Raw genomic sequence first — 25,570 nt, 5'->3', positions numbered from 1 at the left:
CCCAGGCAACGCCGAACCCGATCCTGAAGTCGATACTGCCGACCGCCCGCAGCTCGAAGGCTATAGCCTGATTTCCTTTGCCTGGATCGCAGGCTATAGGCTGACGCCCGCATCTTTGCCTGACCACAATTTGTCCGCGATCAGCCGGTGCTGTTCCGCTGCTGCCCTATCTTTTTCCCGGAGCTGGAGTTCGCTAAGGCGGCGATGGGCATGATATCCCGAAGAGGGTCGGCTTTTCTGAAGGCGATGGGCAGTCCCTGCGCAATTGCCTCTGCGCGAAGCGTGCCGGCCAGGTCGAACGTCTCTGCCAGCTGCGCCAAATTCTGGGGAACACGAAGACCAAACGGAAACCAATGGATGCTGCGGCGAGCAAAGCAGAGCTTGTTTGCCACTCCTCCGTTATCGACCGCCGACTTGCTCCCGAGCCTGGTGATTAGTGTTCACAAAAAGTAGAAGAGGTGATAGTTTTGCGCAAGCTGTGAACGACTTTCACGGTCGGGTCTAGACCGAGTGATCCAGTTTCGCGGAGACGCTGATGCGTGAATGGCCTACGCAGAGTGTGAGGGATTTTCACGGACGGCCGCTGCCTGAGCGCGGTGAACCGGCTGGCTATGCCGCGATCATGGCACGCTACGATCTGATCTTGCCGCCACCTATAAGGATGACCGCGATAGCCGAGCGACATCATCCGACATCAACCGAGGCGTGGTTGATGCTGACGCCCCGGTATCGTCCACAGCCCGAGCTTGGCCCTCATCTGGTTTTTGCCTTCAGATACGAAGGCGTCGATCTCCAGGTGTTATCGGCTCTGTTCCAGATCATTGAGACTGACGAGATCGAGGCTATCATCCGGGCCACGCCAACTGGCGCTTTCGCGCGCCGCCTCTGGTTCCTATACGAGTGGCTGACCGATCGGCAGCTCGATATTCCCGATCCCGGGAAGGTGCGGATGGTGACGATCCTCGACCCGGATCAGCAATATGCACTAGCCGAAGGCGATCCCTCTCCGCGGCACAAGGTCTCGAACAATCTACCGGGTACGCCGGCATTCTGCCCCCTGGTTCGCCGGACGTCGGATCTCGCCGCATTCTCGCAAAAGGCGCTCGGTGAACGGGCACGCGAGGCGATGGGGCGGGTCCGTCCCGATCTAGTAGCGCGAGCCGCTGCTTTTATTCTGCTCAACGATTCTAAGTCCTCCTTCGCCATTGAAGGAGAGCGACCATCGGGCCAAAGGGCAGCGCGCTGGGGCCAGGCCATCGCGCAAGCGGGCGTGCGTCCGCTCAGCCTCGACGAACTCAATCGCCTTCAGCGTATCGTCATCGGAGACGCCCGCTTCGTGCGTCTCGGCCTTCGGGACGAAGGCGGTTTCATCGGCGTACATGACCGAGACACCAACATGCCCATCCCCGATCACATCAGCGCGCGGCATGAGGATCTGGAAAGCCTGGTGGGCGGCCTGATCGCATTCTCTGACCGCGCCGCGCGGGGCGCGATGGACCCGGTCGTGGCAGCGGCATGTCTTGCATTCGGCTTCGTCTACATTCACCCCTACGTGGACGGTAACGGCCGCCTGCATCGCTGGCTTATCCACCATGCGCTTGCCGCCGCTTCCTACAGTCCTCCCGGCCTCGTGTTTCCAGTCAGCGCGGTGATCTTACGCAACATCGACCGGTACAGAGCGGTATTGGAGTCCTGGTCGGCGCCGCTCCTTCCGTTTATCGAATGGCGTCCGACGGTCTCGGGCAATGTGGAGGTGCTAAACGACACGGCCGCTTTCTACCGCTATTTCGATGCCACGGCGCATGCGACCTTCCTCTATGCCTGCGTCGAACAGACGGTCGAACACGATCTACCGCAAGAGGTTCGCTTCCTGCAGGCGTTCGACACGTTTTCCGAAGGGGTCCAGCAGATCATCGACATGCCAACGGCTCAAGCCGAACTGCTACACAAGTTCCTCGGGCAGAACGACGGCCGGCTGTCGCAGAGAGCACGCACGAAGGAGTTTGCTGCACTGGACGACGCCGAGGTCGAAAGGATCGAGGCGCTCTATGCCGACGCATTCGAGCGAGACCGGGCCTGACCACCGCTTTCGCGTCTTTGTTCCCAATCGGAAGTAGATCTAGTCGCTCCACTGCGTCAGAGGCGACGCTCTTCGCCTTAAGTGACGTCCGGTATTGAGTGGAGCATGAGACATTTCCGCCGGATGAAATTGCGATCAGGTTTCACCATCGCCTGGTCGCGATCCACCCGTTTCCAAACGGAAATGGCTGTCACGCTCGCTTGGCGGCCGATCTTCTGATCGAAGGTCTTGGCGACGAGCGTTTCAGTTGGGGCGGCGGAACTCTGGCCGATGTCGGTGAACTGCGCACTCGCTACCTCGCAGCCCTTCGCGCAGCCGACAACCATGATATCATGCCGCTGCTCTCCACCACTTTCTAGGGCTTATTTAGCCGACCTTCAGTGCTATGTCTCCTTCGGGCGGACTGCGGATGACGATGTCATCTCTTCCTTTCCGGGGAAAAGCTCGAACGGCGGTTGACCTCGACACCGATTAGAGAAGCGCCGCAAGACGGGATTTCGGGAATTCTCGACACGCTAAGGGCGGACCAAGGGCAGCCGCGGGAGCCTCAGCATAGCGGCCGACAGAGGCGGAACCGACACTGCCCCCGCCTGTGCGTTCCGTATTCAAGCCACTCCGATGGACGTCAAGGAGTATCGAGATCAGTCGTTGGAATTGCCTTCTGGGAAAAAGAAGCCCGGCACGAGGCCGGGCGGTGGGTCCGTTTGGTGATGCACAGGGAGGGCCGGGATTCGGCAGCGGTCCTCATGAGGCCTGTTCGAGAAGTTTCTTGGCCTTGCCTTCAAGTTCCAGCCTGGTGTCCTGGTTGGTCTTATCACGCGCGAGCGCCGTAATCCCCTGGACGAAGTCGAAAATCGATTCCGGCGGGCGGCCCCCTTCGGAGAGAACCGTCTCGATGATTTTGCCCGTTTCGCTTTTCGAAAATCCGCGCCGGCGCAGGAAGGTCTGGCGATCCTCGTCGTTGCGGGCGACGATGCGCTCGCGGGCCGCCCGAATGCCGGCAACGAAGGCCGCAGGCGAGGAGTTGGCGAAGCTCGTCAGCGCCGGCGCCGCCTCGTGCGCGAAACGCTCGGCCGCAAACTTCGAATGGCGGATACTGATCTCCTCGAAGTTTTCCGAGCCCCAGATATTGCGGTTGGCACAGACAGCACGGAGATAGAAGGAAGCGATACCAAGGGTCTTCGATCCGACCTCGGAATTCCACGCATAGAAGCCGCGAAAAAACAGATCCGGCTCACCGTTGGGCAGACGTCCCGCCTCGATCGGATGGGTATCGTCGACCAGAAACACGAAGACATCGCGATCGGAGGCATAGAGCGTCGTCGTGTCTTTGCTGATGTCGACAAACGGATTGTGGGTCATGCTCGCCCAATCGAGGAGACCCGGGACCTTCCACATGGTGTCGCCGGTCCCATTGCCGGCGATCTTCATCACCGCGGCCACCAGTTCGTGGTCCCAGATACGGCCGTATTCCTGGCCGGTCACGGCCCGAAGCTCGATGCGACCGTCATCCATTTCCAGAGTCTTCACCAGTTCGGCCCGATGGTTGAGAAGACCATGCTGCAGATTGATAGAGGCAAGCGGCGCAGGAAGCTGACGCATGTAGGTTGCCGGAGCTCCGACCAAGCTGCAGAGCTGGCCGTAGCTCCAGTGCGTCGGCGCGATCGGCTGCCGGTCGCCGGGAACGATCAGCTCGAGGCGCTCGGCGTTGTCGCGTGTCGCCTCGACCCGGATTGCCGAGCTTTCCACGGTTCGCGCACGAGCATGATCGGCTCGGCTCTTCACCGCATGGTGGAGCTCGGAAAGCGACAGATATCGCTCGTCGTCGGGACGCGAGAACCATTCGGACGAGACGCGACCAATGCGTTGCCCGCGCGAAATATCGACCTTGAAGCCGGACGAAACCGGGCTGGAATTGAAAAGTGTGGTGTTCATGATGATGTCTCCTGAAACGAAAGAGCCCGGCGCGATGGCCGGGCGATGTTGAGATTGACGCGGGATTGGTGAGAGCCCGGCGATGGCGCCGGGGCTCCAATGATCAGCTGCGGAGTTTATTCGGCAGCGTCGAGATGGCTGTAACCATCGTCGTCATGCGCGTCCGGATGCTGATCGGAGAGATCGGCGGCGTCGGCCGGAAAGGCTGGAAGGTCGCCAACGCTGACCTCCGAAGCGGGATCCTCTCCGGTTTCATCAGCCGCAGGCGAGACATCATCTGAAGTAGTTTCCTTGCCGATGGTCCGCAACGGCTCGGGGAGCCAGCCGCTGCCATCGAGCAGACGCTCGGCCTCGCGGGCCATGTCCTGCTTCTTCAGATGGTCGATCAGCTGGGCCGACTGCTCACCCTTCGCTTCACGCACGGCTTGCAGAACATGCGCCTTGGTGACACGGCCAAGATAACTGTCGACCGTCGGCACCCATCCGGCAGTGACCATGTCGAAGCCGATCGAGCGAGCAACCTGATCGGCATGGGCGATCGCCCGCGTCCGCTTGTTCCACGGCTCGATCACGGCGTTGACGGAGAGCGATGCGCAATGGGCGAAGAGCGCCTGCCGGCTGACGTCGTCGAGCGCGACCAGGTAGCCCCAGAGCTCCCCAGGCTTCTTCGGCAGATCCTGACCCCACGCCTCCTGCCGTTGATCGATCTCCTTGGCGCAGAGCGTGTCGCCAAGGCCCTGCGTCTGGCTGAACTTCGCGCTCTGCAACGTCAGTTCCAGGCATGATTCCGAGCCGTAGAGATAGAAGATCTTCAGGACGAAGGCGTGCAGCACCGCGACGAAGGCGATGACCGGATCATTGGCGAGCGCGTTGCGTAGCGCCACGGTGCGGGTCGCCGTGAGATCCATGATAAGCCGATCGGAGAGCGGCCGAACGGTGTCGTCCTCTTCCTCCGCCGGCTGGTCATCGGAGACGGCCTTGCCGTTCATCGAGATGCCGTCGACAGAAGACGATGCATTGGTGGCGTCACCTATATCGCCGTCGCCATCCTTGGAGTCGTCGCTGCCCGCCTCGACCTGCGGCTCGTCGTCGGGTCGGACGAAGCCACGTTCGATCTTCAGCTCGCCGTTGGCGGCAAGAGTGATGAAGACGCCGCCTCCCGCGACCTCGTCTGGATCGAAGACATAGGGCCGGTCATTGAGTTGATCGAGCTCATTTCCCAATTCTTCAAGCCGGCGCTCGATCTCTTCGGAATAGCTTTCGGCTTTGGCATAGTCCGCATCGAGCTTGTCGTACTCGGCCTTCAGCGCATCACGAAGGGCAAGCTCATCCTCGGTAAACTCCCGTAATTCGCCATAGAAACGACGAAGACCGGACGTGTGGCCATAGGGGAAGTCGAAAGCGGCCTCGACCCACTTCCAGCCTTCTTCCATTTTCAAGGCTTCGGCATCTGCCCTCAGCTTCTCGATCCCGAGCTGCTCGAGCAGCGCCGGATCCTGCAGCCAGCCGCCATTGTCCTCGTCGAAGAGGTCGCGCATCACCACGCCGCCGGCCGCTTCATAAGCTTTGACGCCAACATAGACGGCGCGGCGATCGCCTGCGCGGATCGTCGTCTCCGTCAGCAGCCTGCGAATGTAATACGGATCGCGGGTGTGGTGACGCGAGAGCATATCCCAGACCTGTTCCTGCCGAACATGGTCATTGGTGATCGAGAAAGCCATGATCTGTTCGAGCTTCATCTCGTCTTCAGCATAGAGATCGAGCAGGCGCGGCGACACGGAAGCAAGCCTCAGCCGCTGCCGGACGGTCGCGACCGAGACGAAGAAGCGAGCGGCGATTTCTTCCTCGCCGAGGCCTTGCTCGCGAAGCGTCTGGAAGGCGCGGTACTGGTCGAGCGGATGAAGATCGACGCGGTGGACGTTTTCGGCGAGAGAATCGTCTTCAGCTGAGGTCTCGTCGCCGCGCTTGACGATGCAGGGAACCGGCTCCGTCTTCGCCATGCGCTTCTGCGAAACCAGCAGTTCGAGCGCTCGGTATCGCCTGCCTCCGGCAGGAACATGAAACCTACCGGTCTCATCCCCGTTTTCGCCGAGGATCGGGCGAACGCTGAGGCTCTGCAGAAGCTTGCGACGGGCGATATCGTCGGCAAGATCCTCGATGGAAACACCTGCCTTGATGTTGCGGACGTTTTGCTGCGAGAGTTCAAGCTTATCGAAGGGGATATCCTCCGAACGGTTCAGGGTGATCTTCTGAACGGCTTTGGCCATTTCATTTCTCCGTGGCGGGCCGGCTGGAGCCTCTCTCCAAACCTCCTAACCCGTCACGGAAAAGCCCTTCCCGCCTCTCCCTCTCTCCCAGCCCACTCCCTCAAGTTTTGCGCCCTGCACCTGGCGGGATGTTGATCCGCCGCGATCTTCCCCTTGTTCCACATGCTTTCGGACTTCTGCCGCCAATCGATTGGGAGGGAGATAGAGGCTACTCTCGCAACTCCATCGAGTGGCGATTGCGATGGTTTGCCTTGAAGCGAATCGAACCGCAGGCCTTGTCTATCCGTTCAAGCGGCCCGTCCGACTGCTCGGCGTAACGCTTTCATCGCTGACGACCGTAGGAACTGGCGATGCACACAGGTCTCGTATTTTCAGCGCGTCGATGAGCCTCACGACGTTCGGCCATGTGCTGAGCGATTTCTAACAGGATCTGGTTGGATGGGAATGCAGTTCCGAAACGATGTGCGCCTCTGAGATGTTCTGAAACAAGGCGTTCAATCTGAAATGACATAAATCCGCCTCACCTCGCGTGAGGTGACATCTGCCCTACCGCGACGGGTTTCGCAATTGGGCCATTACACAGCCAGCCCTATTCCCGCCGCGGTTTGGTTATGTGCGTCAAGTTCAGCAAAATGGGCGGTCATGAGACTGGTCATGCGGCATTGCGGAGAGCGAGTTTCTTATGCTCTCTGAGACACGAAAACTGGATGGAGGCCAATCGATACATCAACATGGACGATCGCGACGATCGCCCTGAACAAAGCCACCGATCTTGTCTCCGTCAGCGGCTTGATAATAGATTTCAGTCACCCGAAACCGACCATCGATGCGTTTGCACTGGACGATGACGTCGATCGCGATCTTCAGCATCTCGCGGATGTCATCACGTTCCAGGTCCCGTCCGCCTTCCGACTCCTTCACCAGCAATGTCAGCTGTTCGAACGCGAGCTTGGCGGAGTCGGCATGGACGGTGGTGATCGAGCCGGGATGCCCTGAGTTCACATTCCGGATGTAGTAGAACGCCGTCCCGTCGCGCAGCTCCTGCAGGAGAATGCGATCCGGCCGCATGCGAAGGCAGGATTCAAGCAAATCCTTTGCCCCCACCTTCGCCAGCCCCTGGCCGCCCTTGGAATAAAACAGCCGGACATGGTTCGGTTGCGGGATGACCAACTCTGGCGTGTCTTCAATGGAGATGATGCGCTCGCTCGAAGGAATATAGCGGATCAATGCTTTCGAAAGCGTCGTCTTGCCAGAGCCGGTCGCGCCCGAGATGATAATGTTCTTGCGGGCGTATACCGCTTCTCGAAGAAAGGCCTTGTAGGATCCATTTCGGTAAAATTCCAGGAGCTTGCGGTCCACCGGAGAGACCTCCGTTTCTGTCCTTGCCACCTCGGCAAAGAGACCGCCTTGATCAAGACCGTCGAGGCTCAGCGACACCGACGACGGCTTTCTGATGGTGATGCTGACGGTTCCTTTCGTTGTCGCAGGCGGGATCACGATATGGATACGTTCGTCGCCCGGCAGCGTTGCCGAGAGGATGGGTCGGGTTTCATCGATCGATTGATTGGAAAAGCTTGCGACCGCGCGTGCCAGACGCATCAGTTTGTCGAACGATAGCTCCGGCAGATCGTGGGTTTGCCAACCCGTCGTACCTTCGGTAACCACCTGAGTCGGCCAGTTGACGATGATCTCGTAGAGGGACTTGTCGCGCAGAAAGGGCGACAGAGGGGCAAGCAGCTCGCGCACGACACCGGAGGCGGTTCCTTCCGTCATTGGCGGACCTATTTCGTGACCAGGGTTGAAGCTGGAGCGAAGTCACCGAGAACGGCCCGATCGTAGATCCGGTTGCGCGGCTCCGTCACGCGAAGTCGATAGACGCTGGAGAAATCGAGATCGCGCGCCACGAAGATCGGCACCAACTCTCCTTGGTGCTTCATGAGGGTCGGCGGAATGTTGATCGACTGCTCGACGGCGATGGCGGCAGCCTGCTGACCCGCGCTGGTGGTATTCTGCGCCTGGACATCGCTGTCTTGAAGTTGGCTGTTGGCATAGGAGGTCGCATCGCCGACGATCGACAGAAGGATCGCGCTGCCGAAGCGCTCCCACCAGTGCGTATCGACATACCCATCCACGCCCGCACGCCCGAGAGCGTCGGTTGCCGGCGACGCCAAGGTGATGATCACGCCTTTTGGCGTCTTTGCCCGGTTCCAGAGGACAAACAGCCGTTTCTGGCCGCGCCGAAGGCCGCCGCGATATTCCCCGACCACCTGCGTACCCTTCTCCATCAGCACGACGCGACCATTATCCGACAGGACATCGCGGTTGATGACACAGCTCGTGAATCCGGGCTGGTCGGAGGAGAGCGCCGTCTCGAGGACGCATGGAATGGACGTTCCCATGGCGACAATGAAATCGCGATCGCCGAGCGCGCCGGCGCGCGAGCCCTGCAACTGGGTCGGCGTCAGCATCCGGTTGAAGCGCTGGTCCTCGTTTTCCGCCTGGGCGCCGAGACCGCCCTGACTATTTTCGAAGGGAACGTAGTTCGACGCGGCATCGGTGCTGGTATTCTCATTTTGTGGACGAGGCTGTGGGGACTTTTCACCACCATAGGCCATGACCGGCGCACGGCGCGCGGCGTCGAGAAGCTTGTCATCCTCGCCCGGCTCCTGCCCGGCTATCCCGGGCGTTGGCAGGATCGTTTCCGGTGGCGTGGCGACCGGCAGGACCGGCTCCTTCGCCGGCTCGAAATCCGATGTCTGACGAATGACGACGCGCTCGGGCTGCGTGCCGTCGGCCGACTTATCCTGGCCACGCATCGACCAGAGTGCAAAGGCGACGAAGGCAATGATCGCAACGGCCACGGCGCCACGTTTCAGCATCGGATTGTTGTCGAGACGGCGACCGGTCGAGGTTTCCGCACGCTCACCGGGGATCTGGGTGGTTTCTTCCTCGGCCATGGCGTCCTCCTATTGTCCTGCCGCAGCCGGCGTCTTGACGACGCGCTCGACCGACGGTGACGTCGTGTTGGTGTCAGGATTGATGCCGACGCGATCATAGGCCTCGTTGAAGACGCACAGCACGTCGCCTCCCCTGCGCAGAATGAATTTGCGGCTGATCGCGTGAACCAGCACCAGGTTGCCGTCGACGGATTTCGGCACGAGGCTCTCGCTGCCGTCGGAATTCTCCATGGAGATCGCCGGCATTTCCTGGTTGCCGACAAAGACAAAGGTCGTCACCTTACCGTTGTCGTAGACCGCCTGCGGTTCAAGTCCCTGGGTTCCTTGAGCGGAGTAGCGCCAGTTCCGCGGTCCGTAAGTTTCATGAAGCGCGAGAACCTTGTCCGCTTCGCCGGCTTGGGCCGCTTGCGCGCGGGCAGCGGTTTCCAGTCTCCGACGTTCGGCCTCGTCAGCGGGATAGCGATATTTCACATAAAAGTAGGTGTTCTGCCCAGCCTCGACGGTGCCGTCGCGCACCGTCAGCTCCATCTGGTAGCTGCGTGTCGAGCCGTCGCGTCTCGTCGTCACGACCGAGATGTTTGTCACCGGCTGGTTTTCACGGGGCTTCAGGAACAAGATGTTGCCGGCCGGCGCCACCTCCCATGCGACGCTGTTGCCGAGCGCGACGTGGGCGATCTCCTCGTCGGCGGCGAACTCTATCTGCACCGAGGATCGCAAGGTGCCGACGATCTTGGTAATATCGTAGGGCTGATAGTCCACGAAACGGATGCGGCCGTCCTGCGCCGCGCCGCGCGGAGTTTCGAGGGCAAGTGCCGTCGAAGAGAAACTGGCGGCCAGGAAAAGTGCGATCAAAAGACGCTGTCTCAATTGATGGCCTCCGGATCGGCACGGTACTCGCTGACGACGAAACCAAGCGGATTGGTCAGCCGATCGGTCGACGACATCGGTGCGTTGACATAGGAGAAGGTGAGCGTCGCCACCCAGTGGGTCGTCCGGATGTCATCACCGCGGGTGACGGTCCTGATATAGCGCACCGACACCACGTTGGCGTTGATCAGCGAGATCGAGACGATGTTGACGCGCGACGTCGCGCTACGGCCATAGACATTCTGCGGAGAGTCCGGATTGCCGCCTCGGTAGATCGCCGCAAACCGCGTTTGCTCCGGCTGGGTCGACAACAAAGCGACCGTGCGAAAATTTTCCTCGGCCTCGCTCCAGACATAGGCTTCCCGCGCGCGCACATATTTGGCGGCGAAGTACTTGGTCACCGCCTCGTCATAGGTCCCGGCGGTTGACGTCAGCGCGGAGACGACGTCGACGATGCCGGTCGAATTGTCGACCCGAACGACGAATGGCTCGACCGTTTTCAAAGGCGTGAGGCCGGCAACGGCGAAGATCGAAGCGGCGGCGAGCAAGCTCGCGGCGACCGCGACGAACCAGGCGATGCGTGCTGACCGCTCCATCTGGATCAGCCGATCCTGATCGAAGCGGCGCGCTTTGTCGAAATAGCTCTTCAGGCTGTCCGTCGTCACCATGTCACCGCTCCTCGCACGGCCGATAGGAGCCCACGACGTCGAAATGCGCGAAGGCGGCGGGTTCCTTCGTCGGCGGCGCTTCGTCATAGGAAGACACAGGCCCGGCAGCCGTCGCCGGACCAGCGTCGGGGCCGCTTTGCTTGGCGGGCCTATTGTCCTCCCATTGCCACATGGAGCGGTTGAGCGGCCGGCGCGAATAGCCGTCGCATTTGGGCAAAGGGTGGGAGATCGAAGCGCAGCCCGTGAGGCCGGTGGCAAGAAAAAGCGAGAAGATAATGCGGATCATTTGAGCGTAAACCTCTGAAGCGTTTGTCGCGGAGAAGTCGTCATCCGGCTCCTCAAGATCTGAGGCGCCGCCCAACCGAACGGGCGCCTCGTCCAACCGCTCTGGCACTATGGGAGACTGCCCAGGAGAGCGTGCTTTCGTGGGCGTCTCGAGCAGCACCATAGCCGTAGGTCAGGGACGCTCCGCCTGCCGCGAGCGCGGAGGCAATGCCGGGCAGCTGGTAGAAGACGTAAAGGGCGGCGAGGCAAATGGCTGAGAGTGCGACCGGGCGCATCAGGACGTCGGTATAGCTTTCGATCGCCGTGAAGGTCGTGTCGATGCAGGTGATTAACAGTGACCCGATCGCAACGACCAGGACCTGCAGAATGACGAAATTGGCGAGCTGACCGATCCAGGATTCGGTGAAACGACGGGTGGACTGGAACATCGCAAGTGCAATAAAGATCGGGCCGATCGCCAGCACGATGGCGAGCGCCAGCCGGGCATAGAGCGAGACGATATAGCCGATCGCCGCCACGGTGAAGCTCGCGGCGATGGCCATCATCCCGCCAATGCCGGTAACGATGTCGACGGGCCAGCTGGCACGCGACCAGATCTCCTTGGCGCATTTCTGGCCCTTGTCGAGCAGGCTGTCGAAGGTAGAGGCGCTCGGTGCCGTGCCAGAGTTCAGCGCCTGGGAAATCTCGCGCGGCAGCGTCTCGAAGAAAATGTTGGTGACATAGGTCTGATATTCGCTGGCATTCCTGACCAATATGACGATGATCGCAAGCTTCATCGCCCGGAAGGCGAATTCGAGAATGGGCTCCTGGACGGAGCCCCGCAGGACAAGGTAGCCATAGAGCACGACGTAGAGCGTCAGCGCCGCGGTGAGCGGGCCGCTCACCCAGTTGGCGATGTTCGACGTGCCCGAGGAGATGAAATTCTCCAGAGGAGCCTTGAACTGGCCGTCGACGAAGCTGAAGACCTGGTACATGGCTCAGCCTCCAGGCGTAGGCTGAAGCCACAGCTTCCAGTCGGCCGCCTCCGCGTTTTGGCAGTTGGGCGTCTGACGCAAGGCGCCGGGGTTGTTGCGGCATTCGCTTGTGATCTTCGCCAGCAGGGCCTTATCGCCCATGAGCTCGTCGACGGTATAGATCTCGTCTCCCTGACCGAAGCAGCCGGAAAGTGTGAGGGTGACGATGCCAAGAAGGAGATATCTCATTTGAGCGCCGCTCCCATGGCATCCATGCGCTTGCGCCAATCTTCGGCCTTGCGCTGATCATCGACCTGAACCTGTGCCTGCTGGACCATCTGCAGAGCCTGCATGCGCAACACGTCGGTTTGCAGAAACGCGGTTTCGGCCTGCAGTCGTGCTTGAAGGTCGGCGATATCTTTGGCATCAGCCGCACCCGAGATCTGCTGGCGCAGCTGATCGATGCCGTCGATGCGCTTGGTGGCGGCATCGTATATCTGCTGGCCGAGGCTCATCTGGCCGGCATTCTGGTTCTGGGCGCGTGCCAATTCCTGCGCATAGAAGTCGTTGGCATCGGTGCGATAGGTCGAATTCTCTTCAAGTAATTTCGAAGCGGAATTGCCGAAGACACCGGTGCCCGTCCCTTTGAACAGCCCTTCGATAGCGGTGAAATCCTGCGGCAACGCCTTGCGGACTGAGGGATCGTTCAGCAGGCCGGCAACATCAGCCATGTTGGTGATCTTGTTCAGCGATCCGTAGAGCTGCTGCGCCTGCTGAAGCTGTTGATTGAGCGTGTCGAGCTGGGACTTCAGCTGGGTGATGCTTTCGATCTGCTTGGCGATCGCCGTCTGATCGATGACCGGGATGCCCTGTGGGAACGCCGTTCCAACCGGCAGCAGGGTAGCCGCTAGCACCAGAGCAAACCGTGTCGTGCTCCTTTCCATCAATCCGTTCTCCTTCTTTGCTGAAACAACGGTAGCCAGTCTTCAATCCGGTCGCCGACCTCCGCGCGGATCGCCTCGGCGAGTTCGACGTTCGCGGTGCGGCCCGACAGGATGTCGAGCTCGTCATCGAAACCCCTGAGGTTTAGTTCGGCGACAACGCTGTTGTGGCCCTGCTTGACGATGAAGCGGCGGCTTTCGACCGAAAGTTCGCGGGAGAGAAGTTCGAACTCTCGCTCCGTCAGTTTGAACCCGTCGACATAGTCGCCACGGTCGCCGCGCGGATTGGGCAGGAAGATCTGCGTCGGGCATTGCTCGATGATCGTGTGGGCGATCGGCGAGACGATCGCATCGCGCGGGCTTTGGGTCGCAAACAACATCAGCCCATTCTGTTTGCGGATCGTCTTCAGCTTGTTCTGGGCGAGGTCGCGAAAGCCTTCGTCCTGCAGCGCCTTCCAAAACTCGTCGATGACGATGATGATGCGCCGCCCGTCGATCAGCTGCTCGATCCGGAAGAACAGATAGGCCATCAATGGCGTGCGGATCTCCTCGTTATCGAGGAAATCGGTCATGTCGTATCCGGTGAACTTGGCGCCGATCCCGATGTCGTCGGTCTCGTTGTCGAACACCCAGCCGAGCGGGCCTCCCCTCTCCCACCGCCTTAAGCGTGAGGCGATGCCCTCGGGATCGGTGTTGTTGAGGAAGGTGCGCAAGGCGCCAATGGAGCGGCGCTCAACAGGAAGGTCTGCCAGACCGTCGACGGCCGAGGCGATGTCGCGCAGCTCGGTGACGGTCAGTTCTCGGCTTCCCGCTCCCGCCAGCTTGCCGATCCAGCGTGTGAGGAAGATTTTGTTTTCCGGCGTGAGCTCGAGTGCCTTCAGCGGCGCGCAGCCGGTGGCGGCACCGTTCTTGAGCGGCAGGTAGGTGCCGCCCGCGGCCCGGACGAAGAGGTCGGCGCCCCGATCCTTGTCAAAGAAAACCATCTGCGGATCATGCTTCTCGAGCTGGGACAGCAAGAAGTTCAACAGCACCGTCTTGCCTGCACCCGACGGTCCGCAGACGAAGGTGTTGCCAAGGTCGCTGTGGTGGAAATTGAAATAGAAGGGCGAACCGGAGGCGGTCTTCAGCATGGCGACTGCCGGCCCCCATTCGTTGCCGTCCTTCTGGCCCGTGGGATAGGAATGATAAGGAGAAAGCGCTGCAAAATTCCGCGAGGTGATGGCGCCGGATCTTGCCCGATAGCGGAAATTGCCCGGCAACTGTCCCCACCAGGCCGCCTCAAGGCCAAGATCCTCGCGCGCGACGACTGCACCGCCATTGGTCAGATAGGCGCGCGCTTTCGCCATATGGTCGGTGAGCTCCTTCACCGAAGACGCGAAGGCCGACAGCGCAAGATGATGCTCGCCGAGGACAAACCGGTTCGACTCCAGCTCGTCCATGGCATCGCCGAGCTCTTCGATCTGCGAGGCCGCCTTGTCGCCGGCGCTCACCATCTGATTTTGCTTGCGCCCCATGATCGTGCGCGCATCGGCTTTCGAGGCAAAGGCGAAAGACTGCGTCAGGATCAGCTCGAACGGTGCGGTCAGGATGCCGTCGAGCATGCCGCTACGCGTGGTCGCCGGATATTCCTTGAAGCCGAACATACCGGCATAGCGGCTGTCAGCCTCATGACGGATCTCGACGGTCTCTCGTCCGAAGATCACCCGATCCGAATAGACAGCCGAGGAAATCCTGCCTTCCGTCAACGGAACCCGTTCTCGCCGGCCGCCGACGATCTGGTGCAGGACCTCGCTCGGCTCGGAAAACAGGATGCCGTCCGCTTCGTAAACGGAGAGCACACGAGGCTCGAAACGTTTGAGGCCGGCAGTGACGTCGGATACCCTGTCTCTCAGGTGCTTCAGGGCGTCCTTATCGAGTTCGATGCCGGCGCGGCGCGCCTTGTGCAGGCGGGAGAGAAGATGGGCTACTTTTTCGGCGGGATCCCGGCCCGGATGCCAGACGAGTGACAGGTAGAGATCGTTTCGAAACAGATCCTCATCGATCATGCGTTCGCGGTATTTTGCGTTCAGCCCTTGCGAGAAAGGATTGGAGAACTGTCCTTCCGGATAGTCGTTGTCGCGACGGCGAAGGACATGCGTCCAGAGCGCCAGGCGCTCATCGGCAACGTTTCGATAGAGCGTGTTGAGGTCGCGGTGGAGGCTGTTCAAGTCCAGGACATCGGCGGTTTCGAAGGATACACCTTCGAGTGCGATCATTACCATCAGCGCCCTGGACTCGAGCGCAATCGTTGTCTCGTCGACATGGCGCGACTGCGGAATAAAGGTTTCCGGCCCCAGTTCGCGCGAACGAAGCGTTGCGATGCTAGGCAAGGCTCAGATCCCTCTCGTCGCAACGTCTGGTGAGCTTCAAAGGCGAGAGTGTCGCCCCGCCCCAATAGGCTGTGTTGCGCGATCGGCCACGGGTCTCGATCCACGAGATGAGAATCCGAAACATATTGTGGTCGTGCTTGACAAGCGCGCGGAAGACGAAGTGGAAAACGACACCGACGAACGCGTAGGCGATCGATCCGGCCGTGATGTAGAGGATCGTCGTCAGCATGATATTCAGGCCCATCGCCTCCATCGTCACGCCGGCGATCATCACCGGGCGGGTGCAGGCAAGGAACAGCGTATCTTCCTCGAGACCGGTCGCTGTCGGCATGACATCAGCCGCCGACGATGGTGTTGACGAGTTCGGTGGCGCCGAAGATCCCGCCGATACCGATGATCCAGAAGCCGGCGCGGCGCAGATCCATGTAACCGAACATCCAGGCAATGCAGATGATGATGACGGCGATGACCGCAAGCAGCCGGGCGATATTGCCGGTCAGCATGGTGACGATATTCTGCAGGACGGTTTCGACGCCGGCGACCTGGGCAAAGGCCGGTTCCACCAGGCAGACAACGATGGCTGCCGCCGTCAAAGCGGAGGCCGCGACAGGACGAAGGCTGGCTTTGGAGATCATTCACTTTCCTCCGATCGATCTTTCTGAAATACGAGAACCGAGGATTGCCGCGGGGCGTTGAAGACGTCCCATGATGCGGCTTCATCGATTTGAGGAACGGGTTTTGTGGTTGACTGCGCCTCCCGGCCGTCTGCCGGTTCATCAAGAGGGATTTCTTCGCGCGGTTCGCCGATGGCGACAGACGCCAGGTTGGAAGACAGGCGGACCATTTCCCGGCGGACCTGCTCGCCATATTTGACCATCTTGCCGACAGACGGATCGTCCCGTCCGTAATAGGACTGAAGCATGACGTTTTCGGCTTGCCTCGCATCCGCGCCGGCGCGCAATGCAAGCCGATAGAAGCCGTCGAGCAGCGTGGCTGTGGCCTTGAGGTTCAGGCAGGGATCGAACGCATCGGAAATCGAAAGCTTCAGCTTGCGCAACTCCTCCATGCCGATACCGCCAAGACCGATCTGGATGTCCTGCCGATCGGCCGCGAGCGAGGTGGCGAGCTCAATGGCTTCAGCTTTCGACACGGGTTGGCGCTCAAGCGGCGGGCCACTGTTGATCCGAATGGCGAAGGGCTTGAAACGGCTCTCGAGACTGATGACGGCGGCGAGCGTTCTGACTTCCACCATGGGTGCGCAGGTCTGGGCGAGATCCATGAATGCCGCTGCCATCGATCAGTACCAGACCCGTTGCGTCGCCGCCCCGTCGATCGTCACGTCGACATAGTGCGGCTGCGATCTGACGTTCGGGCGGGCGGTGGGATAGCCCATGCATTGTCGCCGTCCGTCCAACAGCTGCCATCGCGGGGACAGAACCGACCCGTCACTGAAATTGTACTCGTCCCCAACATGAGGGCAGAATGCATCACTCACCGGCTGGAGGGCTGTCGACACGCAGGTTGTTTCTTGCCCGCGCGGACCATAATCGCTTTCCAGCCGGTATCCGGTTTCGCAGTAATACGGCTCATAGCCCGGGCGCGAACTGTGGAAGGTGGCGCCGCTACATGTCGGGAATGCATGCCCCTCGGCAAGCTCGCGCCACAGCTTTTGGATCGGCGGCCGGCATTCCGCGAACTGCGTCGGACCTCCGGGGTTGGAAAGGCACAGGATAACCTCGCAACCCCAATCAGTTGCTTGCGCGTTGCCAGGCGAGGTAAGATAGGGAGGCAATATGCAGCAGGCCGCGACAACTGAGTTGAACAGAAGGTTTTTCATGAGCACGACCCTTCAAAGGACATCCCATTGCGGAAGAGGTGGTTTGCCTGTAGAGCAATTTATACTGACTTATATAACACAGTAAAATGACATGACAAGAGCACTCAAGACTCAATGGCACAATCTCGCTTTTTCAGGCCTGATCCTGCATGAGATCCTCGATCATCCTCTCGACGATGACGAGACGCCTCAAGCAAGGCTGAAGCAGGTCGGCATGATGACGATCCTCTACAGCATGAACCAGGCACACCAGAAGCTAACACTTTCCAGCATCATGGAAATAACCGCTCTGACACGCAGTGGCGTCAAGGAGACGGTGGATCTGCTGGTGAAGCGAGGGATGCTGGACGAGACGATCGTCAAGAATTCGATGGGGCGTGGAACGGCACGCCAGTTCGAGATTTCACAGGCGCTTCTGGAGAAATTGAGCTCCTTCGGAGCCGGATAAGCAACCTATTTTAAGTGACGAGTTCTGATGCACCACCTCGGCGGCGGACATTAATCCATTCTGGAGTAAATTCTCAGGGCAAGTCACCGCAGTGCGGATCTCGCCCGTCTCATCCTCTCCCGGCCTTAACTCGCCAAGGCAACCATCGTTGCCGAACCGGAATATCTCGCCGAAGCCCTGCTATATTACATCGACGATCCGATATATCTGACCCGCGAGCAGAAATTCAGGACCTACGTCCGCTTCACCAAGAAGGGTCAGCTCGACGCGGATCTTGGGGAGGCGCTGAAAACTAGCCAGGACCTGCGCGCCCAGACCCGGTCTCCAGTGGTAATCCTGATGCAGCACAAGCTGAAGAGAATAGTTCCGGACCAGATTTGCCGGGAGGGTTACAACTGGAGACCTTCCATCCCTCGCGCCAACAGATCGACGATTTCCTGTCGACGACGATGCTGCTCACCGAATTCGGCCCTGCGAATTATTTCGAAACCTATGATGTGTATCTGTTGGACGGTGATCGGAAATAGACCGTCTGACGAAAAAGGAGGCGTCCGGCATGAACACAAGCTTGGGTGACCGCAGGGTGACCGCATCAGGCCGAGCGGGCTTGCGCGACTATATCGCCATTGCACGGCTCGATCACAGTACGAAGCATGTTTTCATCGTTCCCGGCATCATCCTCGCCTATCTTCTGCGGGGGGTCAGAACCGACGACCTGACGTCCTCGATCCTGCTCGGATTTGTGACCGCGCTCTGCATCGCATCCGCGAACTACTGCATTAACGAGTGGTTCGACCGCGAGTTTGACCGGCATCATCCGACGAAATCGCAGCGGTCCGCCGTGCAATGCGCGATGAACGGCAGGCTGGTTCAGCTCGAATGGACCGTGCTGCTCATCGTCGGCCTGGGCTGCGCCATCCTCTCGAGCAAACTTCTGTTCTTCGTCGCCTGCCTGTTTGCGATTCAGGGGATTCTCTACAATCTCGATCCGATCAGAAGCAAGGATAAGACCTATCTCGACGTCATCTCAGAATCGATCAATAACCCGATCCGCTTGGTGATCGGCTGGTCAATGATCGACCCAACGAGCCTGCCGCCGGGATCGATCATCCTGGCCTACTGGTTCGGCGGCGCGTTCCTCATGGCGGCCAAACGCTTATCGGAATATGACGAGATCGTCGCGTCGCATGGCAAGGAGTTGCTGTCGCGCTACCGGGCGAGTTTCGCCAAGTATACGCAGGTATCGCTGACCGCCTCCTGCATTGCGTATTCACTGTTTTCGATTGCCTTTCTGTCCGTCTTCCTGGTCAAGTATCGCATCGAGTACATGCTCGTCTTGCCCTTCGTCGTAGCCCTGTTCACGGCCTATTTCGTGATGGCGACGAAACCGGGCTCTACGGCGCAGAAACCGGAAAAGCTGTTCCGCGAGCCCGGCCTGATCGCGATCGTCGCGGCCCTGGCGGCGGCCTTCATCTTCGCGACATTCGTCGACATTCCGCTTTTAGTGACGCTGACCGAACAGCACTACATCACCATCCGATGATCGCGAGGAATGTCGACTGGGGCAGTATCCGGTTCGTCGTCTTCGACGTCGACGGAACGTTATACAACCAGCGCATGCTACGCCTTCGAATGGCCGGCGAATTGATTGCTGATGCAATGGCGAGAGGCAGCCTGACCAATCTGCGTGTGCTACGCGCATACCGCTCCTTGCGTGAAGCCATCGGCGAGGGGGAGATCGACGATTTTCAGGCGAGCCTGATGACGCGAACCGTCGCGCGAACCGGCCAGCCAGCCGAAAGGATAGAGGCAATCGTCAGCGAGTGGATCGAGCGCCGTCCGCTCGCCTATATCGCATCCTGCCGGTATGATGGGCTGGTGGAGTTGTTTGCCGGGCTCAGACGGCAGAACAAGTCGATCGGGATTTATTCTGATTATCCTGCCGACGAGAAGCTGCAGAGGATGACATTGTCGGCCGATTACATATTGGCCGCAAGCGATCCCGGCGTCGGCATCCAGAAGCCTGATCCGCGCGGCCTGCAGATGCTGATGCAGCGCGCCGGCGTCGGCCCGGCGCAAACCGTTTTGATAGGCGACAGGCCCGAGCGGGATGGCCTTGCGGCGCGGCGCGCCGGTGTCCTGCCGCTCATTCGCTCCGACGGGCCACGGGAGGGCTGGCTGACCTTTTCGACCTATTCGGACCCTGTGTTCGCAGCGCTGCGGGCAAAGGAAGCGTCCGGATGATCTTGTCAAAGGCTATCCGCTATGTGTTCACCGGAGGGCTGGCCGCGTTCGTCGACCTCACGGTGTTTCGTGGCCTGCTGGCGTTTGGCGTGCCCCTCGGGCTCTCGGCGACATCGAGCTGGCTGATCGCGGCCGCCGTCAATTACAGCGCCACCAGCCGCTATGTCTTCAATCAGGCAACAAGCCGCAAGCGCGCTTCACTGTTCCTGATCGGCGCACTGCTCGGCCTCTCGATCAATGTCTTCGTGACGTTGATCCTCGTGCAGCAGGTTGGGCTCTCGCCCTTGTGGGCAAAGCTTTTTGGAATCGGCGCGGCCTTCGTCTTCAATTTCCTGATAAACCTTCTCTGGGTGTTCAGGTAGGGCCAGCGAGCGACGGCGCCATATCTTTCCGTCCTTTGAAGGACGGTGCCCAGAATAAGAGAAAGTTCAGCGGAGCCTTGTTGGAAGGCTTGTTGGACAGCGGCGCAATATGAACCATGCCTGAGATGAGCGTCCGCCAGCAGCATCTAATCAATATGTGCTTAATGTCCCCTTCGGAGAGATAGTGTTGAAAACACTCGGCGTTGCCGATGCTTTGGTGTCATGATTCAATCGTCGCATTGATTTGCGGCGGATTGAGTGATGATGGTGTCAGGCGGTTCCTGCGCAGCTCTTCTACGACTTCCGCCTCGATGATCACGTTCCTGCCGATCATCTGCTGCGCGGCATCGACCGCCATCTCGACCTCGACAGCTTGCGCACGCAGCTAAAGCCCTTTTATAGCGGCACTGGCCGGCCGTCGGTTGATCCTGATCTGATGATGCGGATGCGGATCATCGGCTACTGCCTGGGCATCCTCGGATCGGCGGCTGTACGAAGAGGCCCATCTCAATTTGGCCTATCGCTGGTTTTGCCGGCTCGGTCTGGATGGGAAGGTGCCGGATCATTCCAGTTTCTCCAAGAACCGACATGGCCGCTTCCGGCAAAGCGACATCCTTTCTTTCTTGCCGCAGAGTCATTCACGGCGTGGACGCGCCGTGAATGAAGGAGGAGAGGTGGCAGACCTATCCCTTCGCAACGCATCCAGAGACGATCACAACGCATCTCGGCGCCTGACGGCAATCCAGTCGCAGTTAGATCAACGCGTCATGCGACAAGCTCGAAAAGGACGGCTCGAAGACGTCCTTCACGGCCACCGTGAAATCGTGGCTCGTGGCGTTTCCGGCAGCGTCATAGGCTTCGGCGGTGAAAGTCAGGCTGTGGGTGCTTTCGAAATCGATCGCCGCCTTTGTCTGGATCTTGTTGCCGACGAGCTTGAAGATGCCGTCAGCATCGTCCGTCAGCCGCCATTTTACCGCGCCGCCTTCCGGATCGCGTGCCGTGAGCAGGCCGACCGAGGTGCCGATCGCGACATTCTCGGAGATCGAGCTGCGCGAGAAAGCGAGATTGGTCGGCGCCTTGTTGGCAGGGGTTTCGTTGACGTCGAGGACGTTGATCGTGATGTCCTTTTCGACCGAGACCTTGCCGTCGGAGACGGCGACCTTAATCGTGTGCGACTTGGCCGTCTCGTAATCCAGAGTCTTGGAGGTAACGATGCGGTTGCCGTTGATCCGGAAATGATCGTTGGCGCCGTCGAGCAGCGTGTAAGTGAGCTTGTCACCATCGACGTCCTTGGCGCTGAGCAGGCCGACCGTGGTCCATATCGGCGTGCTTTCCGACAGGGAGGTCTTCGAGAGCTGGATATTGGTCGGCGCGGTATTGCTGCTTGTGAAGGTTTCCGTGGCGAAATCGTAGACGCCGTCGGCAAAGCGCGCGAATTCGACGTCCGTCAGCGTGTCCTTGCCCTCCAGGGCGCTCGTCAGAATGTGATCGCTGTTGTTCAATGCGAAGGAATAATTGACGAAATTACCTGAGAAGATCGCGGTATCGATGCCGGCGCCGCCATTGATGGTGTCGTTGCCGGCGCCCCCGGTCAACTTGTCATTGCCGGCCTTGCCATTGATGATGTCGTTGCCGCCGCTGCCGTCGAAAATGTCGTTGCCATCGGTGCCTGTAAACTCGTCGCTACCACCGCCGGTCTTGACGTCAACGCCAGAGACATAGCCGGTAACGAAAGCCCCGCGATCTCCCAGTTCGTCGGAAAGATCGAGGTGGGCGCTGTCTGTCACTGCCAATGCGGGGTTAAAATTGTGGAACGGATCGGTCGACCACACGATCGTGTCAAAGCTTTCGAACTGCGCGCTTGAACCGGCAACCCAATATCCCACCGTTTCAAGGACTTCAATGTTCTTGATCGTCAGGCCTCTTAGCTCAGAGGCTTGGAGAGTATCGATCCCCGCGCCGCCGTCGATTGTTCCGGAGCCCTGCCCCTTCACGCTTATGGCATCGTCGCCGTCGCCCGCATTGATGTCGAAGACCTCAGGGTTACGGCCGCCGGCGTCACCATCGGAAATCGTATCGTTGCCCAAGCCGCCTCTGATGACGTCATTTCCGACGTCGTCTATAATCTGGTCATTGCCGTCACCACCATTCAGAATATCATTGCCATCTCTGCCCGCGAGCCAGTCATTGCCATCACCGCCGTCAAGCGTGTCATTGCCATTACCGCCACGAAGCAGATCGTTTCCGGCGCCCCCATTCAGTGTGTCTGCGCCCTCGCCGCCATCGATGTTATCGTTGCCTGCGCCTGTTGTGATCGCATTGTCGCCGTTTGAGCCGGTCACATTCGCGGAGCCAGAGCCCAGTTCGTCAGCAAGATCAACCGTCCCGGAATCGGAGATGACCAGATTGACCGAGAGGAGAGGATTGATTTCGGAATTGCGGATGACGTCGTAAGATTCGAACTCGGCGCCGGTCTTGGTGATCGTTGCGCCGTTCGTATTCAGAATATTCAAGGCCATATTAAACTTTCCAAAAAGATGCGTTGTATTCTATGAAAATGAGAAATCCTCAGTAGAGCTGTTCTTGCAGCTTCAACGGACGACAACCCCCTGCGGATCTATGCCAATCCCCGATTAGGTTTTCAATGCAAAATTGTGTATTTTCATTGCTTTTTAATGAAAAACTAAGGATGAAATACTGGGAAAACAAATTTTAATTTGAGAACTCAAAACCATGGTTTGGTTTCTTAATGGCATTATCTTTCATTTTCGGATGAGGATTCTCTCGCAAAAGTTGTGCTTTCAGCGAGTTCCTTGATAGTGCTGCGACACGCGACCATTCGCGTCACTATCGCAGGTTGGTGTTGGCTTCGACTTGTTCAGGCTCTCCGCGCGGGAAACCTCACATCAGCTTGATGAGGCCCGCCTCGGTCGGGGCAAATCCGCAGGCGCGATAGACGCCGGTCAGGTGCGGCCCGAAATCGACATGCAACCACTCGGCGCCGCGCTTCCGCGCAACCCGCGTCGCTTCCCTCAGCCGCGTGGCGATCTCCTGCCGCTGCGTTGGAGTGAATTTTGGATGCTGATTGACACGGGAAAGGTGCGGTCGAGGCTTCCCCAGATCAGCAAGAGGGGCGGGAACGAACGGACAGGCTGCGAATAGCCGTTCGGCAGAGCGCCATCGACTAGCACCAGCGCGTCTATATTGCTTGACCCGAGCGAAGCGGCCGAGGCGATTTGCGCGCCAAGGGAAATTCCCAAAATTCCGATCTTACCGCCAGAGCGCGGTTGCCCCTTGAGATAGGCGACTACGCCCTGAACGGCCAAGATCCAGCCCGACAATTGCTGCTCGGAATAGGCGATCCGCGTTCCCGCCTCACGTGTCGTGGCAATGGTGTCGAGGTCGCCCGGCGACAGCACATGAACGAGATAGGCATCCAATCCCGCTGCCTTGAACGCCTGCCCGATCTCGTCATGTCCTGGTCAACGGCACGCCAGAGCCAGTGTTTGCGGCCGGCGATGGAAACTACCACCTCGTCCAGATGCCAGACGTCCCGGCCCGACGGCCGTCGGCGGCGGATTTGCTTCGCGTAGGCCGGTCCGAATTTCCGACCCCGTCGCCGGATCGTTTCATACGAAACGACGATGCCGCGCTCCAGCAGCAGTTCCTCGACCAGCCGCAGGCTCAAAGGAAATCTGAAATACAGCCAGACCGCGTGCGCGATGATCTGTTGCGGGAGACGGTGACGCTTGTAGCTGATGGCTGAATTCTTCATCCCACCATCTCTACACCCCACTCACTGACAGCAGGTTTATGTGACAACACCGAACTGAACGAAACTAGCTAGTCTGTTGCTTGGGACGAACGGAGACCGTCGAGAAATTCGATAATCATCGCGGGACGGTTTCCCTGCTCAATTTTTTCGAAGATTGCCACCTTTCATACAGGACTCCGGCTCAGATATGCAGCGCGCTTCCCAACGCTTTCAGTGCCGCTTCCATGACCGCTTCGCTGCGGGTCGGATGCGCGTGGATGGTGCCGGCGATGTCTTCCAGGCGCGCGCCCATTTCGATGGCGAGCGCAAAAACCGCCGAAAGCTCGGAGACCCCGGCTCCCACCGCCTGCAGGCCGAGCACGAGATTGGTGTCGGCGCGGGCCACGACGCGCACGAAACCCTCTTCGGACAGCATCGTCATTGCCCGTCCGTTGGCGCTGAACGGAAACTGGCCGGTGCGGATTTCATAACCTTGCGCCTTCGCCTCCGCCGGCGACAGGCCGGCGCTGACGATCTCCGGATCAGTGAAGCAGATGGCGGGGATGCATCGCTTGTCCCAGGCCCGCTTCTTTCCGGAGATGATTTCCGCCACCATCTCGCCTTGCGCCATGGCCCGATGGGCAAGCATCGGCTCGCCGGTCACATCGCCGATCGCATAGATGCCGCGCATGGAGGTGCGGCAACGGTCGTCGATCCGCAGATAAGGGCCGGCACGATCGAGATCGAGCTCTTCGAGACCGGATCCTGCGGTTCTCGGGCGGCGGCCGACGGTGACGAGGATGCGGTCGGCCGGCAGGGTCTCACGCCGGCCATCAGCCGTTTCGACGATCAATGCCTCCCCATTATCGGCAAGGCCGATCGCCTTCGCACCCGTCAACAGCCGGATACCGCCTTCGGTCAGCTTGCGCATGACGGGCCGCACCAGCTCGGCATCATATTGCGGCAGCACCTGTGGCGTCGCCTCGACGACCGTCACATCAGACCCCATCTTGGCGAAGGCGGTCCCGAGCTCCAGCCCGATATAACCGCCGCCGACCACGACGAGTTTTTTCGGCAGCTCCGTCAGCGACAGCGCCTCCGTCGAGGAAATCACGCGGCCGCCGAAAGGCAGGTTCGAAAGCTCCACCGGATCCGAACCGGTGGCGATCACCACGGTCTCGGCGCGGATGATCTGCTGGCCGGTTTCCGTCTCCACCTCCACCGTCTTGCCGTCGCGGAAATGGCCTCGGCCGTGGACGATCTTGACCCGCGCCTTCTGCAGCAGCCCCGAAACACCGGTCGTCAACCGGCCGACGATCCCGTCCTTCCAGGCAATCGTTCTGCCGAGGTCGATCGACGCGCCTTCGACGCGGATGCCCATCGGGTTCTTGCCGGCAAGCATCTTTTGCGCGACGTCGAATTCGGCGGCCGCATGGATCAACGCCTTGGAGGGAATGCAGCCGACCGTCAGGCAGGTGCCGCCCGGCTTGCCGGCCTCGACGATAACAGTATCGACGCCGAGCTGCCCGGCGCGGATGGCGCAGACATAACCTCCCGGACCGGCGCCGATGACGAGGAGCTTGCAGACGATCTCTTTCATGGA

Annotated in this window: 25 protein-coding genes and 4 pseudogenes; 7 read left to right on the top strand and 22 right to left on the bottom strand. The window is 59.8% G+C overall.

The window, feature by feature from the left end:
- Positions 1–140: 140 nt before the first annotated feature.
- Positions 141–392: a hypothetical protein gene (locus tag OLZ32_RS24175; RefSeq protein ID WP_264398069.1), complete on the bottom strand. Its 252-nt coding sequence runs from the start codon at positions 390–392 to the stop codon at positions 141–143.
- A 143-nt stretch (positions 393–535) separates the two neighbouring features.
- Here OLZ32_RS24175 and OLZ32_RS24170 point away from each other — a divergent pair, with 143 nt between their 5' ends.
- Positions 536–2,080, top strand: a complete 1,545-nt coding sequence (locus tag OLZ32_RS24170) for a Fic family protein (RefSeq protein ID WP_264423206.1) — start codon at positions 536–538, stop codon at positions 2,078–2,080.
- A 77-nt stretch (positions 2,081–2,157) separates the two neighbouring features.
- Positions 2,158–2,439 (top strand): annotated as a pseudogene (locus tag OLZ32_RS24165) (mobile mystery protein B); the annotation flags it as partial.
- A 385-nt stretch (positions 2,440–2,824) separates the two neighbouring features.
- Here OLZ32_RS24165 and OLZ32_RS24160 read toward each other — a convergent pair.
- The 15 genes from OLZ32_RS24160 to OLZ32_RS24090 all read right to left on the bottom strand — a co-directional run bounded on the left by OLZ32_RS24160 (position 2,825) and on the right by OLZ32_RS24090 (position 17,159).
- Positions 2,825–4,015, bottom strand: coding sequence for a DUF932 domain-containing protein (locus tag OLZ32_RS24160; protein WP_264423204.1), 1,191 nt, complete (start codon positions 4,013–4,015; stop codon positions 2,825–2,827).
- Positions 4,016–4,131: 116 nt separating this feature from the next.
- The gene (locus OLZ32_RS24155; RefSeq protein ID WP_264423202.1) at positions 4,132–6,282 is read right to left on the bottom strand and encodes a ParB/RepB/Spo0J family partition protein; all 2,151 of its coding nucleotides are present in this window, start codon (positions 6,280–6,282) and stop codon (positions 4,132–4,134) included.
- 726 nt (positions 6,283–7,008) lie between these two features.
- On the bottom strand, positions 7,009–8,055 hold the full coding sequence (gene virB11 / locus OLZ32_RS24150; RefSeq protein WP_264423200.1) for a P-type DNA transfer ATPase VirB11: 1,047 nt from the start codon (positions 8,053–8,055) through the stop codon (positions 7,009–7,011).
- A gap of 8 nt (positions 8,056–8,063) precedes the next feature.
- Positions 8,064–9,239, bottom strand: coding sequence for a type IV secretion system protein VirB10 (virB10, locus tag OLZ32_RS24145; RefSeq protein ID WP_264423198.1), 1,176 nt, complete (start codon positions 9,237–9,239; stop codon positions 8,064–8,066).
- Positions 9,240–9,248: 9 nt separating this feature from the next.
- Positions 9,249–10,106 (bottom strand): P-type conjugative transfer protein VirB9, encoded by an 858-nt coding sequence (gene virB9, locus OLZ32_RS24140; protein WP_264398058.1) that lies wholly within the window; start codon positions 10,104–10,106, stop codon positions 9,249–9,251.
- Positions 10,103–10,774: a virB8 family protein gene (locus OLZ32_RS24135; protein ID WP_264398056.1), complete on the bottom strand. Its 672-nt coding sequence runs from the start codon at positions 10,772–10,774 to the stop codon at positions 10,103–10,105. The genes virB9 and OLZ32_RS24135 overlap by 4 nt, the downstream gene beginning before the upstream one ends.
- Before the next feature lies 1 nt (position 10,775).
- On the bottom strand, positions 10,776–11,060 hold the full coding sequence (locus tag OLZ32_RS24130) for a hypothetical protein (protein ID WP_264398054.1): 285 nt from the start codon (positions 11,058–11,060) through the stop codon (positions 10,776–10,778).
- 52 nt (positions 11,061–11,112) lie between these two features.
- Positions 11,113–12,033, bottom strand: coding sequence for a type IV secretion system protein (locus tag OLZ32_RS24125; protein WP_264423196.1), 921 nt, complete (start codon positions 12,031–12,033; stop codon positions 11,113–11,115).
- 3 nt (positions 12,034–12,036) lie between these two features.
- Positions 12,037–12,261 (bottom strand): EexN family lipoprotein, encoded by a 225-nt coding sequence (locus tag OLZ32_RS24120; protein ID WP_264423193.1) that lies wholly within the window; start codon positions 12,259–12,261, stop codon positions 12,037–12,039.
- The gene (gene virB5, locus OLZ32_RS24115) at positions 12,258–12,956 is read right to left on the bottom strand and encodes a P-type DNA transfer protein VirB5 (protein ID WP_264423191.1); all 699 of its coding nucleotides are present in this window, start codon (positions 12,954–12,956) and stop codon (positions 12,258–12,260) included. Before virB5 ends, OLZ32_RS24120 begins: the two co-directional genes overlap by 4 nt.
- Complete coding sequence (locus OLZ32_RS24110; protein ID WP_264423189.1) at positions 12,956–15,322, bottom strand: VirB4 family type IV secretion/conjugal transfer ATPase; 2,367 nt, start codon at positions 15,320–15,322, stop codon at positions 12,956–12,958. Before OLZ32_RS24110 ends, virB5 begins: the two co-directional genes overlap by 1 nt.
- A complete protein-coding gene (locus OLZ32_RS24105; RefSeq protein WP_264423187.1) occupies positions 15,315–15,653 on the bottom strand; it encodes a type IV secretion system protein VirB3 in 339 nt (112 codons plus the stop codon). Before OLZ32_RS24105 ends, OLZ32_RS24110 begins: the two co-directional genes overlap by 8 nt.
- A gap of 4 nt (positions 15,654–15,657) precedes the next feature.
- Positions 15,658–15,957 (bottom strand): TrbC/VirB2 family protein, encoded by a 300-nt coding sequence (locus tag OLZ32_RS24100; RefSeq protein WP_264423185.1) that lies wholly within the window; start codon positions 15,955–15,957, stop codon positions 15,658–15,660.
- On the bottom strand, positions 15,954–16,616 hold the full coding sequence (locus tag OLZ32_RS24095) for a lytic transglycosylase domain-containing protein (RefSeq protein ID WP_264423183.1): 663 nt from the start codon (positions 16,614–16,616) through the stop codon (positions 15,954–15,956). Before OLZ32_RS24095 ends, OLZ32_RS24100 begins: the two co-directional genes overlap by 4 nt.
- 3 nt (positions 16,617–16,619) lie before the next feature.
- Positions 16,620–17,159 carry a hypothetical protein gene (locus OLZ32_RS24090; protein WP_264423181.1) on the bottom strand — a complete coding sequence of 180 codons (540 nt, stop codon included), beginning with the start codon at positions 17,157–17,159 and terminating at the stop codon, positions 16,620–16,622.
- Positions 17,160–17,250: 91 nt separating this feature from the next.
- Here OLZ32_RS24090 and OLZ32_RS24085 point away from each other — a divergent pair, with 91 nt between their 5' ends.
- The 4 genes from OLZ32_RS24085 (at position 17,251) to OLZ32_RS24070 (ending at position 20,213) form a co-directional block, all read left to right on the top strand.
- A complete protein-coding gene (locus OLZ32_RS24085; RefSeq protein WP_012760733.1) occupies positions 17,251–17,607 on the top strand; it encodes a hypothetical protein in 357 nt (118 codons plus the stop codon).
- 556 nt (positions 17,608–18,163) lie between these two features.
- On the top strand, positions 18,164–19,150 hold the full coding sequence (locus tag OLZ32_RS24080) for a UbiA family prenyltransferase (protein WP_128449443.1): 987 nt from the start codon (positions 18,164–18,166) through the stop codon (positions 19,148–19,150).
- Positions 19,147–19,851 (top strand): HAD family hydrolase, encoded by a 705-nt coding sequence (locus tag OLZ32_RS24075; protein WP_264423179.1) that lies wholly within the window; start codon positions 19,147–19,149, stop codon positions 19,849–19,851. Before OLZ32_RS24080 ends, OLZ32_RS24075 begins: the two co-directional genes overlap by 4 nt.
- Positions 19,848–20,213: a GtrA family protein gene (locus OLZ32_RS24070; protein WP_012760736.1), complete on the top strand. Its 366-nt coding sequence runs from the start codon at positions 19,848–19,850 to the stop codon at positions 20,211–20,213. Before OLZ32_RS24075 ends, OLZ32_RS24070 begins: the two co-directional genes overlap by 4 nt.
- A 220-nt stretch (positions 20,214–20,433) precedes the next feature.
- On the opposite strand, the gene OLZ32_RS24065 is transcribed toward OLZ32_RS24070, so the two are convergent.
- Complete coding sequence (locus OLZ32_RS24065) at positions 20,434–20,571, bottom strand: hypothetical protein (RefSeq protein WP_260691154.1); 138 nt, start codon at positions 20,569–20,571, stop codon at positions 20,434–20,436.
- Between OLZ32_RS24065 and OLZ32_RS24060 the strand changes: the two are divergent.
- Positions 20,503–20,830, top strand: a pseudogene (locus tag OLZ32_RS24060) (transposase); the annotation flags it as partial. The gene OLZ32_RS24065 and the pseudogene OLZ32_RS24060 overlap by 69 nt on opposite strands.
- A 135-nt stretch (positions 20,831–20,965) precedes the next feature.
- Here OLZ32_RS24060 and OLZ32_RS24055 read toward each other — a convergent pair.
- The 5 genes and pseudogenes from OLZ32_RS24055 to lpdA all read right to left on the bottom strand — a co-directional run bounded on the left by OLZ32_RS24055 (position 20,966) and on the right by lpdA (position 25,567).
- Positions 20,966–22,732: a cadherin domain-containing protein gene (locus OLZ32_RS24055; RefSeq protein ID WP_264423178.1), complete on the bottom strand. Its 1,767-nt coding sequence runs from the start codon at positions 22,730–22,732 to the stop codon at positions 20,966–20,968.
- Between the two features lie 382 nt (positions 22,733–23,114).
- Positions 23,115–23,273 (bottom strand): annotated as a pseudogene (locus OLZ32_RS24050) (GNAT family N-acetyltransferase); the annotation flags it as partial.
- Positions 23,246–23,632 (bottom strand): acyl-CoA thioester hydrolase/BAAT C-terminal domain-containing protein, encoded by a 387-nt coding sequence (locus tag OLZ32_RS24045; RefSeq protein WP_264423220.1) that lies wholly within the window; start codon positions 23,630–23,632, stop codon positions 23,246–23,248. The pseudogene OLZ32_RS24050 and the gene OLZ32_RS24045, both read right to left, overlap by 28 nt.
- A gap of 59 nt (positions 23,633–23,691) precedes the next feature.
- Positions 23,692–23,988: pseudogene (locus OLZ32_RS24040) on the bottom strand (DDE-type integrase/transposase/recombinase); the annotation flags it as partial.
- A 181-nt stretch (positions 23,989–24,169) separates the two neighbouring features.
- Positions 24,170–25,567: a dihydrolipoyl dehydrogenase gene (lpdA, locus tag OLZ32_RS24035; protein WP_264423176.1), complete on the bottom strand. Its 1,398-nt coding sequence runs from the start codon at positions 25,565–25,567 to the stop codon at positions 24,170–24,172.
- Positions 25,568–25,570 lie beyond the last annotated feature (3 nt).

Source organism: Rhizobium acaciae, from assembly GCF_025941625.1.
GTDB classification, from domain to species: domain Bacteria; phylum Pseudomonadota; class Alphaproteobacteria; order Rhizobiales; family Rhizobiaceae; genus Rhizobium; species Rhizobium acaciae.
This window is presented reverse-complemented; position numbering and strand designations above follow the sequence as displayed.

What these genes read in the sequence shown, in the direction of transcription:
- OLZ32_RS24170 (WP_264423206.1), top strand. Translation starts at nt 536, where the DNA reads ATGCGTGAATGGCCTACGCAGAGTGTGAGGGATTTTCACGGACGGCCG.
- OLZ32_RS24160 (WP_264423204.1), bottom strand. Translation starts at nt 4,015, where the DNA reads ATGAACACCACACTTTTCAATTCCAGCCCGGTTTCGTCCGGCTTCAAG.
- OLZ32_RS24155 (WP_264423202.1), bottom strand. Translation starts at nt 6,282, where the DNA reads ATGGCCAAAGCCGTTCAGAAGATCACCCTGAACCGTTCGGAGGATATC.
- virB11 (WP_264423200.1), bottom strand. Translation starts at nt 8,055, where the DNA reads ATGACGGAAGGAACCGCCTCCGGTGTCGTGCGCGAGCTGCTTGCCCCT.
- virB10 (WP_264423198.1), bottom strand. Translation starts at nt 9,239, where the DNA reads ATGGCCGAGGAAGAAACCACCCAGATCCCCGGTGAGCGTGCGGAAACC.
- OLZ32_RS24135 (WP_264398056.1), bottom strand. Translation starts at nt 10,774, where the DNA reads ATGGTGACGACGGACAGCCTGAAGAGCTATTTCGACAAAGCGCGCCGC.
- OLZ32_RS24130 (WP_264398054.1), bottom strand. Translation starts at nt 11,060, where the DNA reads ATGATCCGCATTATCTTCTCGCTTTTTCTTGCCACCGGCCTCACGGGC.
- OLZ32_RS24125 (WP_264423196.1), bottom strand. Translation starts at nt 12,033, where the DNA reads ATGTACCAGGTCTTCAGCTTCGTCGACGGCCAGTTCAAGGCTCCTCTG.
- OLZ32_RS24120 (WP_264423193.1), bottom strand. Translation starts at nt 12,261, where the DNA reads ATGAGATATCTCCTTCTTGGCATCGTCACCCTCACACTTTCCGGCTGC.
- virB5 (WP_264423191.1), bottom strand. Translation starts at nt 12,956, where the DNA reads ATGGAAAGGAGCACGACACGGTTTGCTCTGGTGCTAGCGGCTACCCTG.
- OLZ32_RS24105 (WP_264423187.1), bottom strand. Translation starts at nt 15,653, where the DNA reads ATGCCGACAGCGACCGGTCTCGAGGAAGATACGCTGTTCCTTGCCTGC.
- OLZ32_RS24100 (WP_264423185.1), bottom strand. Translation starts at nt 15,957, where the DNA reads ATGATCTCCAAAGCCAGCCTTCGTCCTGTCGCGGCCTCCGCTTTGACG.
- OLZ32_RS24095 (WP_264423183.1), bottom strand. Translation starts at nt 16,616, where the DNA reads ATGGCAGCGGCATTCATGGATCTCGCCCAGACCTGCGCACCCATGGTG.
- OLZ32_RS24090 (WP_264423181.1), bottom strand. Translation starts at nt 17,159, where the DNA reads ATGAAAAACCTTCTGTTCAACTCAGTTGTCGCGGCCTGCTGCATATTG.
- OLZ32_RS24085 (WP_012760733.1), top strand. Translation starts at nt 17,251, where the DNA reads ATGACAAGAGCACTCAAGACTCAATGGCACAATCTCGCTTTTTCAGGC.
- OLZ32_RS24080 (WP_128449443.1), top strand. Translation starts at nt 18,164, where the DNA reads ATGAACACAAGCTTGGGTGACCGCAGGGTGACCGCATCAGGCCGAGCG.
- OLZ32_RS24075 (WP_264423179.1), top strand. Translation starts at nt 19,147, where the DNA reads ATGATCGCGAGGAATGTCGACTGGGGCAGTATCCGGTTCGTCGTCTTC.
- OLZ32_RS24070 (WP_012760736.1), top strand. Translation starts at nt 19,848, where the DNA reads ATGATCTTGTCAAAGGCTATCCGCTATGTGTTCACCGGAGGGCTGGCC.
- OLZ32_RS24065 (WP_260691154.1), bottom strand. Translation starts at nt 20,571, where the DNA reads ATGGCGGTCGATGCCGCGCAGCAGATGATCGGCAGGAACGTGATCATC.
- OLZ32_RS24055 (WP_264423178.1), bottom strand. Translation starts at nt 22,732, where the DNA reads ATGGCCTTGAATATTCTGAATACGAACGGCGCAACGATCACCAAGACC.
- lpdA (WP_264423176.1), bottom strand. Translation starts at nt 25,567, where the DNA reads ATGAAAGAGATCGTCTGCAAGCTCCTCGTCATCGGCGCCGGTCCGGGA.